13 protein-coding genes are annotated in these 14,740 nt (G+C 60.9%); 8 read left to right on the top strand and 5 right to left on the bottom strand.

Annotation, left to right across the window (positions count from 1 at the left end; all coding sequences use genetic code 11):
* Positions 1–55: 55 nt before the first annotated feature.
* A complete protein-coding gene (locus V5N13_RS00705) occupies positions 56–2,101 on the bottom strand; it encodes a histidine kinase N-terminal 7TM domain-containing protein (protein WP_336359194.1) in 2,046 nt (681 codons plus the stop codon).
* Between the two features lie 254 nt (positions 2,102–2,355).
* On the opposite strand from V5N13_RS00705, the gene V5N13_RS00700 reads away from it, so the two are divergent.
* The gene (locus tag V5N13_RS00700; protein ID WP_336359193.1) at positions 2,356–2,820 is read left to right on the top strand and encodes a DUF6653 family protein; all 465 of its coding nucleotides are present in this window, start codon (positions 2,356–2,358) and stop codon (positions 2,818–2,820) included.
* A 6-nt stretch (positions 2,821–2,826) separates the two neighbouring features.
* On the opposite strand, the gene V5N13_RS00695 is transcribed toward V5N13_RS00700, so the two are convergent.
* Positions 2,827–4,269 (bottom strand): MATE family efflux transporter, encoded by a 1,443-nt coding sequence (locus V5N13_RS00695; protein ID WP_336359192.1) that lies wholly within the window; start codon positions 4,267–4,269, stop codon positions 2,827–2,829.
* 88 nt (positions 4,270–4,357) lie between these two features.
* On the opposite strand from V5N13_RS00695, the gene V5N13_RS00690 reads away from it, so the two are divergent.
* The 3 genes from V5N13_RS00690 (at position 4,358) to V5N13_RS00680 (ending at position 6,834) form a co-directional block, all read left to right on the top strand.
* Entirely contained in the window at positions 4,358–5,041 is a 684-nt protein-coding gene (locus tag V5N13_RS00690) for an HAD family hydrolase (protein WP_336359191.1), read from the top strand.
* A gap of 40 nt (positions 5,042–5,081) precedes the next feature.
* Positions 5,082–6,017, top strand: coding sequence for a phosphotransferase family protein (locus tag V5N13_RS00685; protein ID WP_336359190.1), 936 nt, complete (start codon positions 5,082–5,084; stop codon positions 6,015–6,017).
* A gap of 322 nt (positions 6,018–6,339) precedes the next feature.
* On the top strand, positions 6,340–6,834 hold the full coding sequence (locus V5N13_RS00680) for a helix-turn-helix transcriptional regulator (protein ID WP_332898894.1): 495 nt from the start codon (positions 6,340–6,342) through the stop codon (positions 6,832–6,834).
* A 6-nt stretch (positions 6,835–6,840) separates the two neighbouring features.
* On the opposite strand, the gene V5N13_RS00675 is transcribed toward V5N13_RS00680, so the two are convergent.
* Positions 6,841–9,750, bottom strand: coding sequence for a PAS domain S-box protein (locus V5N13_RS00675; protein ID WP_336359189.1), 2,910 nt, complete (start codon positions 9,748–9,750; stop codon positions 6,841–6,843).
* 311 nt (positions 9,751–10,061) lie between these two features.
* Between V5N13_RS00675 and V5N13_RS00670 the strand changes: the two genes are divergently transcribed.
* Genes V5N13_RS00670 through V5N13_RS00660 form a run of 3 tightly spaced genes read left to right on the top strand, consistent with a single transcriptional unit; the run spans position 10,062 to position 12,735 of the window.
* On the top strand, positions 10,062–11,015 hold the full coding sequence (locus tag V5N13_RS00670; protein WP_336359188.1) for a metal ABC transporter substrate-binding protein: 954 nt from the start codon (positions 10,062–10,064) through the stop codon (positions 11,013–11,015).
* Entirely contained in the window at positions 11,012–11,800 is a 789-nt protein-coding gene (locus V5N13_RS00665; protein WP_336359187.1) for a metal ABC transporter ATP-binding protein, read from the top strand. Before V5N13_RS00670 ends, V5N13_RS00665 begins: the two co-directional genes overlap by 4 nt.
* Entirely contained in the window at positions 11,797–12,735 is a 939-nt protein-coding gene (locus V5N13_RS00660) for a metal ABC transporter permease (protein ID WP_442905054.1), read from the top strand. Before V5N13_RS00665 ends, V5N13_RS00660 begins: the two co-directional genes overlap by 4 nt.
* 1 nt (position 12,736) lies before the next feature.
* Here the strand turns inward: V5N13_RS00660 and V5N13_RS00655 are convergent, their stop codons facing one another.
* Positions 12,737–13,165, bottom strand: coding sequence for a CopG family ribbon-helix-helix protein (locus V5N13_RS00655; RefSeq protein ID WP_332898890.1), 429 nt, complete (start codon positions 13,163–13,165; stop codon positions 12,737–12,739).
* Between the two features lie 100 nt (positions 13,166–13,265).
* Here V5N13_RS00655 and V5N13_RS00650 point away from each other — a divergent pair, with 100 nt between their 5' ends.
* Positions 13,266–13,649, top strand: a complete 384-nt coding sequence (locus V5N13_RS00650) for a secondary thiamine-phosphate synthase enzyme YjbQ (protein ID WP_336359186.1) — start codon at positions 13,266–13,268, stop codon at positions 13,647–13,649.
* Here the strand turns inward: V5N13_RS00650 and V5N13_RS00645 are convergent.
* Entirely contained in the window at positions 13,646–14,638 is a 993-nt protein-coding gene (locus tag V5N13_RS00645; protein WP_336359185.1) for a CapA family protein, read from the bottom strand. The two genes, V5N13_RS00650 and V5N13_RS00645, sit on opposite strands and share 4 nt — an antisense overlap.
* Positions 14,639–14,740 lie beyond the last annotated feature (102 nt).

The following is a 14,740-nucleotide window of genomic DNA, read 5'->3' as shown; positions in this document are numbered from 1 at the left end:
CGCTCACAGCTCCTCGTGTGTGATTCGACACGTGAGCGCTTCCGCACACGAGGAGTCAGGAGAGGTGCTCTGTCTCATCCAACTCAGTCCGGACGTTCTCGTAGATTTCGAATCGCGCACCCCCGTCTGAACCCGCCGTGACTGCAATGACCCAGCCGTGTGCCTCGACAATCTGTTCGATGATGGCGAGTCCGAAGCCGGTTCCCGATTGGTTGGTCGTGAAGCCGGATTCGAAGACCCGGACGCGGTCAGCTTCCGGGATGCCTGGGCCGGTGTCTTCGACGTAGAATCCCTGCTCGTCTACAAGCGAGCCAACACGAACGGTCACGTCAGGGCCACCGTGTTCGATGGCGTTTCGAAACAGGTTCTCGAACAGTTGGATGAGACGACTTTCGTCCGCTTCGATAACCTGGTCTGTCTCGACGGTGAGCATCGCGGCGCGGGTATCGACCGTCTCCCACGCCTCCGTAGCGACAGTAGCCACCAAGAGGCGTTGGGTCTCCCCGACTGCGTCACCTTGCTTGGCCAACGTGAGGACATCGTTGATGATGCGTTCCATCCGCGTCGTCGCCCGGGCAATCGCCTCGAAATGCTCACTGTCGCCGGTTTCTTGGGCGATTTCGAGTCGTCCCTTGGCGACCGTCAGTGGATTTCGCAGGTCGTGGGAAACGACGTTGGCGAACTCGGCTAACCGGTCGTTCTGGCGTTTCAGTTCCTGTGCGTGTTGCTCTCGTTCGGTCACGTCGCGTGCGGTGATGACGACGCCACGGACGACCGGATGGTTGAGGAGGTTCTTCCCGTGGAGTTCGAGCGTTCGCCACGACCCATCTGCGTGGCGAAATCGCGCCTCGGTTTGTGTGAGTCGCCCGAAATCCTCGATGTCGTCGACGAACTCCTCGACAATGTGGTCGAGGTCGTCGGGGTGGACGAGGTGGAACACCGTGTCCCCAACGACGGTCTCGGGGTCGTACCCGAGGACGTGCTCGAACGCCTGACTCTGGAATCGGACGGTTCCGTCGGCTTCGATCACGGTGATGATGTCGGTCACGTTCTCGATGAGCAGCTCGAAGCGTTTTTCCGCCCGCATTCGATCGGTAACTTCTCTGAAAATCACGATTTTGCCGACTGGTTCCTGTGTGTCGTCGGCAATCGGCATGAGGCGAATGGTGAAGTAGCGATACTCACCGAGTTCGAAGGCAGTGTTGGAGTGCTGTTCGTCCTCACCGTCATATGCAGCGATGTGGGGATACACGTCCCCCAAGAGGTCGGAGCCGTGGCGGCCGGTGAACGCAGCGTCGATGGAGAACAGGTCTTTTGCCGCGTCGTTCATCTCAGCGACACGCCCGTCTGTGTCGAGAATCACGATTGGGTCGGTAATCTGTTGGACGACCAAGTCGTGGGCGATGGGGACGATGTCGAACAACTGGTAGCGATACATCGAGATCGAAAGGACGACCACCGTCACCCCGAACGCGAGCGGCGTGGGGTTGATGCGAACCAAGTGGGCGAAGTACGCCACGTTTGCGAACAGTGGGGTCAGCGAGGCGACGAGAAAAACGGCGACGATACCGCGAAAGTCGTCTGTTCCCTGAGAAAAGTGGTCGATGATAGCGAGGATTGCGATGAGCACTTGCGTGTACAGGTACGCGAGCAAGAACCAGTGCCACGTGCCCATCTGTTGGGTCAAGACGACGAACGACCCATTTGTATCGAGCGACTGGGAGGCGAACACGAGGTGGTGGCTCTCGTTCGTCCAGAGGAGTGCAAGTGTGAGGAGAGGGACGACCGTGAGCGCGGCGGTCGTTCGTCGTGTCACAAACCGCTGTCGCCCGGTGTAGAGGAGCGCGAACACCATCCATGCCCCCGGAACTATGACCGCACCAACGTACACCGCGAAGTTCCACAGGAGTTTCGCAGAGAGGGTGACCGCGGCCAGCTGGAGAATATACGCAAGTTGCCACTCGACGATGGCGGCCAAAAAGAGCACGAACGCGAATGCCGCTTTCTCAGACCTCTCACGTAGCGAAAATCCACCGATAATCGCGGTGAGAAGCGCGATAAGGAGCAGCGGAATCGTGTAGGGTGTGTATTGCCACGGCATTTTTTCCAAGCAGAACAAATATTCGCAACAGCCAGGTACACTAGTTGAATATTTTACTTAACCGACAGTCGTTGGCAGTATATTTAAAAATTGGTATTAACAATTATACTGACTATCTGACGTTGTTAAATTTCGACGGGGAGATGGGCAAGGGCGTTGCTCACCGCGTTTTTACATGCGTGCGGAGGTTCCTGTACTCCCGAGTGTGCGACGGTGGGTGATACAGTTTACTCACGAGCGTACAACCTGCAAGTATGGACGACGCAAACGACTCAGCACACACCATCCTCCCAGACAGCGTCTGGAAGCGCCACGCGAACCCGTGGAGCGGGTGGACGCGGGCGGCGACGACGCCCGCCCTCGTGTACGCGCTCTATCAGCGAAAATGGCGGCTCGTGGCGGGGCTGGTCGTGTGGCTCATCATCAATCCAGCCGCGTTTCGCCCGCCGGAAACGACCGATGCGTGGATGACGCGCGGCGTGCTCGCAGAGCGTGCGTGGCTGGCGCAGGGCAACGGAACGGTGGGGCTATCGTGGCCCAACGTCCTCAATCTCCTCAACGTGCCAGCGACGGCCTATTTGGGGTGGGCGACGCTCCGGCGGCGGCCAGTTCACGCCGTCCTCGCAACCGCGCTGGTGATGGCGTTCAAACTCGCGTGGATGGCACAAATCATCGACTTGACGGGCATTGCGCCCGGCGAACCGTTCCCCGACGAGTAACGCGGTTCAGTCGTCCGCCACCGCATCCGGGCGATACGTCCGGCTGATGGCCTTCCACTTCCCGGTCGTAAAGCGATAATAGTTGATGACGGCCGGAACCACCGTCTCCCCGAAGAAGGCGAGGTAGATGCCATAAATCCCGAGCGCCGTCGTCCCGCCAAGGTAGATGAGCGGGATGGAGAACCCAAACATCCCGATGACGAAGCTGTAAAACGGCCAGCGCGTGTCACCAGTCGAGTCGAGCGCGCCCGAGATACTGCTCGTGACACCTTGGAAGACGACGGCGATGGCGGAGACGTACACCATGTCCACCGCGATTTTTACGGCGGGGTCTGTCGGGGAGTCAACGAACAGCGTCACGATAGGGCGAGCAAAGGCGATGACGGCGGCGGCGGCGACGATGTACGTCGCAACCGAGAAGCGGACGATTTCTCTCCCATAGGCTTCCGCGCCGTCTTCGTCGTCTCGGCCGAGTTCCTGCCCGACGAGACTGCTCGCGGCGAGGCCAAAGCCCCAGCCGGGCGTGTTAATGAGGCCCCAAATCCGTCGGGTGATGATGTAGGCAGCGACGACCGTCGCGCCGAACAGATCGAGGAAGGCGAGGGTGGGAAAGCGCGCAACCGTCCAGACGGAGTTGCGGCCAACGACGGGAAGCCCGATGCTCACCACGTCGCGCATGGTCTCCCAATCGACGAACGAACCAGTTGGTGAGACGGTGACGGGCAAGTCGCCAACGCCGGGTAAGCGCCCCCGCGAGAGGCCAACGACGAACGCGAAGGTGACGAGGACGTTCGAGAGGACGGTGCCGAGCGCCGCGCCGACGACGCCCATCCCGAGGCCGAAGATGAGCACGGCGTTGAGCGCGATGTTCATGACCGCACCCGTCGCACGCAGCACCATCGGCGTCCACGCGTCGTCAGCACCGATGAGCGCGCGACTGGCGATGAGGTTGAGCGCGCCAAACGGCACGCCAAAGGCGAGGATTCGGAGGTAGTCTGCGCCGTAGCGAATCACCGTTTCGTCGGAACTCAGTAGCGAGATGAGTTCGACGGGGAACAGATAGAACACCGCAGCGACGGGGAGCGTGATGGCGACGACGAGCGCGGCGCTCGACCGGATGGCTTGGCCGAGTTGGTCGAAGCGCTCTGCGCCGTATCGCTGGGAGACGAGCGCGATGGTGCCAGCGGCGAGGCCGCCGCCGATGCTGAACACGAGCCCCCAGTAGGGACTGGCGAAGCCAACCCCGGCGATGCCGACGCGGCCGAGCGCGACGCCGACCATCGCCACGTCAGCGGCGCTTTTCGACATGCGGGCGAGACCGGTGACGATGCGCGGCCACGCGAGGTCGGCTGTGTGGCGCGCACGCTGTTCGGTGATGAGTCCGAGCCGAGAGAGGGCGAGACCAATACTGAGAAGGAGGGCACTCAGCGGATTCGGAACGCGGACCACTACGAGCGGGTTCGAGAGGCACGCAGAAAGGGGTTCTGAACGCAGACAGCGACGCCTTCTTTTTCTTGCCGCCACGCCTACGGCTGGTGTGCACACGATTTCGGCCACCCTGTTCGATTTAGATGGCACGCTCTGTCGGAACGACCAGGACACAGCCGCCATCTACGCGAGTGCGTTCGAGGTCGCTGGGGTCGCGCCCTTTGGCGAGCCAGCCGACCTCTGGGACGCGCTCTCCGGGCCGCCGGACCCGAACGACGAGGTTGGGTATCTCGCGGCAGGGTACGACGTGGTGGCAGCGAAATACGGGCGGCAAGAGGTCGATACCACGGCGCTTGCCCGTGGCTTCGCCGAGACGGTCGATTGGAGCGCCGTGTCGTTCCAGCCCGGCGCGAAACAGGCGCTCGCCGACGCCACCGCCCACGGACAGGTCGGCCTCGTGACGAACGGTCCGTCGCGGCGACAGGCGGTGAAAGTCGAGGCGCTCGGCCTCACAGACGCCTTCGACGTTATCGTGTACGCGGGCGATATGCCCCGCCGAAAGCCCCACCGCGACCCGTTCGACCGGGCGCTCGCTGCCCTCGACGTGCCCCCAGACGCGGCGCTCCACGTCGGTGATTCGCTCGAATACGACGTGGCTGGAGCACAGCGAGCGGGCTTGCTCGCCGCGTGGTATCCTCACACAGAATCGCCCGATGTGGCGGGGTACGACCCCGATTACATCCTTCATCGACTCGACAGCCTCGACACGATTCTTGCGGACGTGGGGCGGTAACGGCGGTGCACCTTTCGTTTCGCGGCAAGAACACCCAGTGATGGATGCCGTCCGAGCCATTGTCGCCCAAGAGTTCCCCGACCGCGAGGTCGCGTCGGTAACCCCCACAACGCGTGGGAATCAGAAGGAGACGGCAATCGTCAGGTTCACTGATGGCGCGACGGTCGTCGTCCAACACACCGACGACTCAGACGCGCTCGACACCGAGTCGGTGCTCGCACAGCGGATTCGGGCTGAAACGTCGGTTCCGGTGCCTCGACAACTGGCACAGGGAACCCTCGACGCACGTGCGTACGTCGTGGTCGAGCACACAGACGGCGCAGACCTCCACGAACGGTTCACCGGCTTTGCTGTTGCACGCCAACAGACGCTCGCCGCGACGTTCGGGCGGTATCTCGCAGAAGTCCACGAGGTGTGTTCGTTCGACGCGTTTGGCGACGTGGTGTGGGACAGTGAGACAGCCGACTTTCGCGTCACCGGACTCGACAACTGGGCGTCGTGGTTCCGTGTGTATGCGCTCGCGGGTGTTGATACCCTGCCCGCTGCGTTCGACGATTTCCGCGAGCGACTGCGAGACGTGTTTGTGCATGCAGCGATACCCGAGTCTCCAGCGTCGTGTCTCTATCCGTGGGACTTCCGCCCGGGAAACGCGCTGGTCCAAGACGGGACGGTCACCGCCCTCATCGACTGGGGCGACCCACTCGCTGGTGCGCCGGGACTCTCGGTTGCGAAGGCAGAACACCTCGTCTGTGACTGGTACGTCAAGTCGAGTGAGCCATTCCGGACGGCGTTCAGGCGGGGGTATGAAACGGTGCGGCCGTATCCCGCAGTGGACGCTGCGTACCGACTCGCGGCAATCGTCCACTCGGCGGTCGATTCGCGCGGAGACGTGACGCGCCCTGGCTTCCCGGAGCGAACCGGTGTGGACGCCGTTTCGTTTCATCGGGCGAGACTTGCGGCGGTGCTCTCCGAGTGAGGACCACCCCCTTTCCCCATGTGTTTCGAGAAACCCCGACCAGTTAGGGAATGTCCGTATGTGCTGGTTCTGAGTATAACTGAGTAGTGGGCGTTGGCGCTGGCTGGTTCCGGCCAAGCGCCATCTGCCCTCCAACACACCAATCCATACATCCATCTGACATAAATTCCGCGCCGTGACCCACTGGGATGCTCATTGGTGAGGGGCAAAAGGGCACAAATCAACAGACTGTGCCACGATGCACCCTCCAAAGCGACCGCCACGCCCCAATTGTTTAGGGGCAGGGAGTATCTGTTTGGTCGATGTAATACCACGAGTTGAGATGGATACGAAGGAACAATCCGAAGATACTCCATTGCAGGCGTTACTGGTGCGTCTGCGTGACGTTCTTGGGATTGGCGCAGACGACACTGACGGAAGTATAGCGGCGAGTGAGTTGGATGGGACCGAAGGGGGGGAATCCGGGGCCGAAAAATCCGCAACACAGGAGTTCATCGATTACACCTATGAACACTCGAAAGCGGATTTTGTCGTGAAAACCGGAATGACGCCAGAAGAGATGGTGCTCGAGATGGTCAACGAAAACGACGGGCGAATGCGACAGAAAGAACTCGCAAGTCTCGTTGGCTGGTCTGATGCGACCGTGAGTCGGTTGCTCCAAGACATGGAAGACGAAAAATCGCTCAACCGATTTCGTCTGGGCCGCGAGAAAATCATCTGCGAACCAACCCTTGCACCAACCGGCTTCGACGAGCCGATGACGGCTCAGTCGCCGGGAAAGCTGAGCGAAGAAGAGAACAAGATTCAGTCTGACTGACTGGTGTTAGTCAGCAGTGGGGCTGACTTCGAAGAGGGTCGTGAAGATTTTTCGTTGCGCTCTGCGCAGGTGTTCGTGGAACGTGGCCGGTGACACGTCGAGCGAGGCAGCGACGTCCGTCCCGGCGCTCTCGCGTGGCCAGTCGAAAAAGCCCGCGTAGTACGCGGACTTGAGCGCGGTGCGCTGGCGTTCTGTGAGCTGCCCAATCAAGCTCTCTGCGAGTTCTTCTGGCATCGCAACCTTGCGGTCGATGGTGTTTCTCGACACGAGTTCGAGGCCAGGGTAGCGCTCACAAAGCGCGTCGCTCACCTGCCGCAGGTCAACGGACGCAGGCAGTTCGGCTTCGATTTCGACGCTGTCGTGGGTGAATGTAATCGAGTGGAGGCGACCACCGTAGGTCGCAAGCGTCGAACTCGCCGTTGGCTCCTCGGTCACCACCTCAAAGCGCGTCACGTCGGGCGAGGCATTTATCTCCCGGATATCGGTGACCCACGGCACGTCTTCGAGTGCGTCTTTGTACACCGCTGGGGACATCTCACGGACCGAGTGGTACTTCAACACCGTCCCGTCGTTGAGCGGAACGACGCGGTCTACGGTCACCACACCCATTTCCCCATCGAGCGCTTGGAGCGCGTCCGGGAGGTCGTCCGTTCGGAAGGTGATTTCCGTGATGCGGTCTGCCATCAGCGCTTCCTTGCGTTCGATGGCGTTGATGGCGTGGCCAATTACGTCGCCAACCTGCGAGAGAATGCGTTGTTCGTTTTCGCCAAACGCATCGCTGCGCGCAGAGTAGATGGTAAGCACACCGTAGGAGATGTTCTGGTAGGTGAGCGGAATGGCGGCCACCGACCGGTAGCCACGCTCGCGCGCGTCGTCGTGCCACGGCTCGTACTCGTCGTTTCCGAGAACATTCGTGATGAACACGGGTTCTTGCTCGCGCAGGGCACGGCCGGTCGGGCCGCAACCGGTTTCGCTCTCGTCTGCAGTGATGGTGACGCCTTCTAAATAGTCAGTGACGCCTGCTTCCGCGATGGATTCGAGACTCGTTCCGTCGTCTGCGACCGACCCGAGCCATGCGAACTCATAGAGGTCTGCGGTGCCAAAGCGCTCACAGACGAGCCGCTCGATGTCCGTGCGGGCGTTCGATTCGACGAGGGCGTGGGTGATTTCGCGGACGACCTCGTTTAGGTCGTTCATCATCTCGACTTGTTGCTCCCACGCCCGGCGGTCGGTGATGTCTCTGACCACGCCCGCCCGACCGGCTGACCCGGTGTCGTACGGATACGGGCCAAACCGTGCCTCGGCCGGAACCGAGGTGCCGTCTTTTCTCTGGAAGTCAAGTTCGATGGTGGCCTGCTCTCGGTCGCCACCGCGCATCTCTGCGGCCATGTTTTGAACGCGCTCTTGAATTGTGTCGTTGTGGACGAGCGTGGCGTGGTTCCCGAGAAGTTCTTCGCGGTCGTAGCCCGTCATCTCACAGTAGGCGTCGTTGACCATCGCAAAGTTGTCGTCCGGGTCAAGCGCGTAGACGCCGTCCCAGATGGTTTCGACGATTGTCTCATAGCGCTCTAGCTCTCGTTCCCGTTCGGCGCGAGAGAGTGCGGCGGCGAGGATGTTCGCGATGCTCTGGACGAACGAAACGTCCTGTTCTGTGAATCCATGGGTGGTCGTAGTGTGTACGCCGAACACGCCCCACGGGTCGTCTGGTTCGCCGATGATGACGCTGATACCACTCCGGACATCGTGTTCTTTGAGGAGCTGTGAGGCCGAAAATTGCGTATTCGTTTCGAAATCTTCGACGATGACTGGCTCTGCAGAGAGAAGCGTGTATCCCGCTTGTGTACTGGTATCTGCTGCCACGGTTGCGTTTCCGATGCAGCCGTCGTCCCAGCCAACGCCCGCTCTGAGGCGGAATTGTCCGGTGGTTTCGTCGAGGTCTAAGACTTTGCTCAAGTCAACGTCAAGTCCGTCTGCGACGAGGTCGGTTGCGGCTTGAAGCAACGCATCTATATCGCGGTCGACGAGCGCTTGCTGCCCGAAATCAGCGATTGCCCGTTGTTGGCGCACCTGCCGTTCGAGGAAGCGAACTTGGTCGTTCCGGTCGCTTAAATCTCTGACGACGCCGACCGTTCCCTTGAACGACCCGTCGTCGGTTGGGAGCGGGGCAAAGCGCGTCTCTGCGGTGACTTTCTCGCCGTCTGCGTGTTCTAAGTCGACGACCACAGAGCCCGATTTGCGGTCGCCGTCGTGAAGCTCTCGGCGAAGCTCGGTGCCCGTTTCGACGACATCGTCGTTAACGACGGTCGAAATGTGTTTGCCGATGAGGTCGTCGCGGTTGGAGCCGACCATCGAGGCGTAGCCGTCGTTTACCATCTCGAACTCGTAGTCCTCGTTTGCGACGTAGACGCCGTCGTGGATGGTCTCAAGGACGGTCTTGTAGCGTTCGAGGTCTTCTCCCTGCGCGTCGTTTGCGGGCGATTTAGTCGGGTCAGCAGCGTTCGAGTCGGGCTGGTGGGTCGTCGGGTTGACGATGACCAAGACCGTCTCTGACATGGGGTCACCGGACAGCGATTGGAGGTGGAGGTTGCACTCGACAGCCCCGCCGGTTGCGTTCGAGAGGGTAGTCGAGACGCTTTGGGTCGACGGGTCACCGGCGTCGAGCTGGCTGTATATCGACTGGAACGATACTGCGGAGTCGTCGAGCAACTGCGTGAACGCAGTCCCGACGACAGCTTGCTCTTCGCGACCGACTAACTCACAGAACCGCTCGTTTGCGGTTGTGATGGTTCCGGCACCATCGAGCGTGATGGAACCAACATCCGTCACTTCGACAACTGTTTCAAAGGCGTGCAGCGCCTCATCGCAGTCGTCAGTCAACGGGGTGTGGAGGTCGTCCCCGCTGGAAGCACGAGTCATCTCAACGGCGCTTACGAGTCCCCTCAGATAAGTGCAATGGCTATAAGTTGAACATATGTGTTTCCGGAGATGAGTTATGTACGTCCAATTAGTTTGCTGATTTTGAAAGAGTAAGAGGATAAGATGGCAATAATCCGTTGTTTATTTCTGATTTTGAGATAGTTTTGTCCGTGGCAGGTGGGCGAAATGTGCCAGCAATTCACACTAACGAGCGTGTCACAGGCCGTCGGCGTCCCAAATCGAACGTGCTAGCATCTGAGTCGTCCGAGATAACATATTTTATTAATTTGTGGTGCAAATCTAATAACAGAATGAGTGGATTTACGCGCCGGTCGGTACTCCAGTGTGGGGGCGCGCTCGCAGTGAGTGCATTCGCGGGGTGTGTAGCGGACGGTCCGAGTGACACAGCCGGTGAGCAACTGGCGACGGCATCGTTTTTCGTGCTCGCTGATTTCGCCACCAACATCGTCGAAGATGGCGCTGCAATCGACAACCTCGTGCCGATTGGGCAACACGGCCACGGCTGGGAACCGGGGCCGAGTATCCAAACCTCGATTCTCGACGCTGCGGCGTTCATCTACATGGGCGAAGGGTTCCAGCCGTGGGCGGACAACGTCGTCACAAATCTCGAACGCGATGCGCCCGAACTCGTCGTCATCGAGGCCCGACACGGCATCTCGCTTCTCGATGCGGGTGGTCACGAATCCGACGAAGACGACCACGAAGCGACAGGGAAAGATCCCCACTTCTGGCTCGACCCACAACGCGCCGCGCAAGCGGTCGATACCATCGCTTCGGGGCTTTCCATTGCGGATTCAGCGCAGGCAGAAACCTACCGGCAGGGTGCGACTGCCTACGCAGCCACACTCGCGGAACTCGACACCGAAATCGAAGCGGCGCTCGCGATGCGCACGCGCGACACCGTCCTCGTCGCCGGCCACGACGCCTTTCAATATCTCGCAGCCCGCTACGATTTCGAGGTGCACGCGCTCTCGTCGCTCTCACCGGACACAGAACCAACGCCACAAGACGTGCGCGAAGCCCAAGCAGTCATCGCCGAACACGGTATCGAGCACGTCCTCGCGCCGGTGTTCGAATCAGACCGCGCTGCCCGACAACTGGTCGAAGAGACGGACGCAAAAGACGTGCTTCCCATCACCTCGATTCCGACGACGACCGCAGAGTGGGACGCACAGGGCTGGGGATATGTCGACATCATGCGCGAGGTGAACCTCCCGACGCTTCGTGAGGCGCTCGGCGCATGACGGCCATCATCGCTGTCGAGAACGTCTCGTTTGGCTATGGAGCGCGTCCCGTCGTCGAAGACGTGTCGCTCACGGTCGAAGCCGGGGAGTTTCTCGGACTCGTCGGGCCGAACGGTTCTGGCAAGAGCACGCTGTTGAAACTCATGTTGGGGCTGCTCGCTCCCGACTCGGGGCGCATCACGCTGTTCGGTGAACCCGCGACGGAATTCAGCCACGGTGAGCGCATCGGCTACGTCGCCCAAGACGTGACCAGCGCGGCAAAGGAGATGCCGATTACCGTCCGCGAGGTGGTCACGATGGGGCGCTACCCGCGGGTTGGCTTCGGCCGACTCACCGCGCGCGACCGCGGAATCGTAAACGAAGCCATGGAGACGGTAGACATCGCCCACCTCGAAGCGCGGCGACTCACCCACCTCTCTGGCGGGCAGCGCCAGCGCGTGTTCATCGCCCGCGCGCTCGCCGCGGAAGCCGACCTGCTCGCGCTCGACGAGCCTGCAGTCGGCGTGGACGCAGAATCCCGCGAGGCGTTCTACGACCTGCTCAAGCAGCTCAACGGCGACGGCCTCACGATTATCCTCATTGAACACGACATCGGCGTCGTCACCGAACACGCGACGAACATCGCCTGCATCAACCGCCGACTGTTCTTCCACGGTGAGCCTGCGGGCTTCACCGCGAGCGACGCGCTCGCAGAGGCGTACGGCGCGAACCAGCGCGTCCTCCACCACGACCACGCACATCCAGACCACGACCCCAACCACAACGAGACGGGTGACCAGCCATGACCCTCCGCACCCTCGTCGTACTCTCGGTTGCAACTGACCTGCTCAACTGGACGCTCGACGGCGTTGGCGAGGGGATGTGCGCGCTCACCGACCCGTTCGGCATCGAGATGCTCTGTCTTCCGTTCATGCAGCGGGCATTCATCGCGGGCGTCGCAATCGGCGTCGTCGCGCCGCTCATCGGGTCGTTTCTCGTCCATCGCCAACTCTCGCTCATCGGTGAAACCCTCGCACACACCGCGTTTGCGGGCGTCGCCATCGGCCTGTTTCTCAGTTCAACGCTCGCCATCGCCATCTCGCCGTATCTGACCGCGCTCGTTGTCGCGGTGATTGCGGCGTTGCTCATCCAAATCATCTCCGAGTACACCGACGCCTACGGCGACGTGTCCATGGCCATCGTGTTGGCCGGGGGATTCGCCCTCGGGACGGTCATCATCACCGCAACCGGCGGCATCGCGGTGAGCATCAATCAGTATCTGTTCGGGAGTCTCTCGACGGTCACCCGCGAGAGCACTGGGATACTCGTGGCGCTGAGTTTCGTCGTCTGCGCCGTCATCGCGCTCACCTACCGCCACCTGCTGTTCATCACGTTCGACGAGACGGCCGCGCGGGTAGCCAGTCTGAACGTGCGTGGCTACAATCGCCTGCTCGTGGTGCTCACCGCGGTCGTTGTCGTCGCGGCGATGCAACTCATGGGCGTGATTCTCGTCGCCGCGATGCTCGTCGTCCCGGTCGCAACCGCCGCACAAATCGCCCGCAGCTTCAAGCAGTCGGTCTGGTATTCGATTCTCGTAGCCGAGTTTGCGGTGGTCGTCGGCATCACCCTCTCGTACGTTTACGACCTCGCCACAGGCGGGGTCATCGTGCTCGTCGCAATCGCGGTGTACGCAGGCACGGTCGTCGTCGGAAAACTCAGTGCGACACGACGGCACGCGTAGCTTATTCGAGATTCGCAAACGCGCCGAACTCATCGACCGGAATCACGGAGTAATCGACGGTGAGGATGTCTTTGGTGGCGCGAATCTTCCCGACGAACGTCGAGATGGTTGCGAGCGAGCCTTCGAGGATGAACAGTTCCATGCAGTAGTGGTCGCCAACGTGGCTGTGGAAATTGGAGGCGACGAGTTCTTCGTGTTCGTGGCGCAGGCGCATCATCTTCTCTTCGACGCTCGTCGTCTGGAACTTGAACAACACCGTGACGACGCCCATCAAGTCGCGGTCTTCTAAGCGTTTGTCCTCGAACTCGCCGAGCAGGTTGCGACTCGCCTCGCGGATGACCTCACTGCGGCCGGTGTAGCCGTGCTCTTCGGAAAAAGAGTCGATTCGCTCTAACAGTTCGTCCGGCATGGAGACGCTGACAACAGTCATGTATTAATTCAAGGCCAGTTCAATATTAAAGATTGAGTAACACAGCGCAAAACTTCAGAGGAGAACATACGTTTTCCCATCGCCAGCGTCACTAGGAATTATGCGTCTCAGCGTCGAAACCACAGCCCGCGTCGAACTCGTTGACCTCACCGACCGCATTTCCGGTGAAATTTCGCCAGATGAGACCGGTGTGTGTACCGTCTTTCTCCAGCACACCTCCGCTGGCTTGCTCATCCAAGAGAACGAATCGCGGCTCAAAGGCGACCTCGTCGGACTGCTGGAATCGCTGGTTCCGACGGGCGGGGGGTACGGCCACGACGAACTAGACAATAATGCAGACTCCCACCTCCGGGCCGCCTTGCTCGACAGCAGCCTCTCGATTCCCGTGGTAGATGGAAAACTGCAACTTGGGACGTGGCAGTCTGTGTTCCTCGTTGAGTTGGATGGCCCGCGCACGCGAAGCGTTCTCGTCACCGTCACCTAAATTCTGAGCACCAACGCAGCTCCCTCGCGCTCAAACTCAGTACCAAAGGGCGCAGACCGATTTTTCATCGTCTCCCGACACCACGCTGCGGCTTCAGGGCGGGCGCGGTGGACCGCGAAGTCGTAGATTTCGGTCGGCGTCAGTCGTACTTCGTCCACGCCATCGGGACTGAGCGTCACCTCGAAGAGGAAGGAGTGGTCGTTGTGGAGGTGCGTATCCACCGCGTAGTCATCCACGAAATCGCCCGTGTCGTAGAGGATAAGACTACCTTCGTACACCTCGACGCCGTGGAACAGGTGGGCAGAGTGACCGTACACGATGTCCACACCTTCCTCGACGAGCCAGTGAGCGAACTCGATGAAGTGGGCCGGTGGCTCGGTCGTCATGTTCGGCCCCCAGTGGAGCGCGGCGACGACGACCTGTGGGTTGCGTTCTCGCGCACGCGAGAGAATGTCACGAACCCGCTCTCGGGTCGGGCCGTGGCGGTGATCTACGTCCACCCACGCCGTGCCGTACTTGTCGTGGTCTGCGGCGTACTCGGGCGTGTTGTCGGTGAGCGAGACCATGGCGACGCGAACGCCACGCATGGTGAAGATGGCTGGTTCGAGCGCCGTGTCGAGGTTGCGGCCCGCCCCGGCGTGGGCGATGCGAGCGCGGTCGAGGTGGTCTACGGTATCTCCAAGCGCAACGGGGCCGAAGTCGAGGATGTGGTTGTTCGCGAGGCTCACTGCAGAAACCTCGGCGGCGGTGAGTGCGGGAATCGCCCACGTTGGGTCTGCGCGGAAGTGGAACGGCCTGTAGGTTTTCGACCACGGCATCCCGTTCGTAGAGAGACAGCATTCGAGGTTGCAGACGAGGCCGTCTAGGTCGGTGAGCTGCGAGAAGAGGTCGCCCCACACGGCGGACGGCGACAGCCACCGCTGGCGCTCGTCTACGAGCCGTCCGAGCATGACGTCGCCCAAAAGCCCAAGCCGACGAGTCGATGCCATGGTAATAGCTACGCCCGGAACCGAGAAAACCTCGTCACACGCACACACTTTTGCTCGCGGCGGGCGAATCTCAGATGAGGCGAACTGCAATGCGTACCGCGG

Source organism: Haladaptatus sp. ZSTT2 (assembly GCF_037081775.1).
Classification (GTDB): domain Archaea; phylum Halobacteriota; class Halobacteria; order Halobacteriales; family Halococcaceae; genus QDMS2.
This window is presented reverse-complemented; position numbering and strand designations above follow the sequence as displayed.

Coding starts and splice junctions, on each gene's coding strand:
- V5N13_RS00705 (WP_336359194.1), bottom strand. CDS start 2,101: ATGCCGTGGCAATACACACCCTACACGATTCCGCTGCTCCTTATCGCG.
- V5N13_RS00700 (WP_336359193.1), top strand. CDS start 2,356: ATGGACGACGCAAACGACTCAGCACACACCATCCTCCCAGACAGCGTC.
- V5N13_RS00685 (WP_336359190.1), top strand. CDS start 5,082: ATGGATGCCGTCCGAGCCATTGTCGCCCAAGAGTTCCCCGACCGCGAG.
- V5N13_RS00680 (WP_332898894.1), top strand. CDS start 6,340: ATGGATACGAAGGAACAATCCGAAGATACTCCATTGCAGGCGTTACTG.
- V5N13_RS00675 (WP_336359189.1), bottom strand. CDS start 9,750: ATGACTCGTGCTTCCAGCGGGGACGACCTCCACACCCCGTTGACTGAC.
- V5N13_RS00670 (WP_336359188.1), top strand. CDS start 10,062: ATGAGTGGATTTACGCGCCGGTCGGTACTCCAGTGTGGGGGCGCGCTC.
- V5N13_RS00665 (WP_336359187.1), top strand. CDS start 11,012: ATGACGGCCATCATCGCTGTCGAGAACGTCTCGTTTGGCTATGGAGCG.
- V5N13_RS00660 (WP_442905054.1), top strand. CDS start 11,797: ATGACCCTCCGCACCCTCGTCGTACTCTCGGTTGCAACTGACCTGCTC.
- V5N13_RS00655 (WP_332898890.1), bottom strand. CDS start 13,165: ATGACTGTTGTCAGCGTCTCCATGCCGGACGAACTGTTAGAGCGAATC.
- V5N13_RS00650 (WP_336359186.1), top strand. CDS start 13,266: ATGCGTCTCAGCGTCGAAACCACAGCCCGCGTCGAACTCGTTGACCTC.
- V5N13_RS00645 (WP_336359185.1), bottom strand. CDS start 14,638: ATGGCATCGACTCGTCGGCTTGGGCTTTTGGGCGACGTCATGCTCGGA.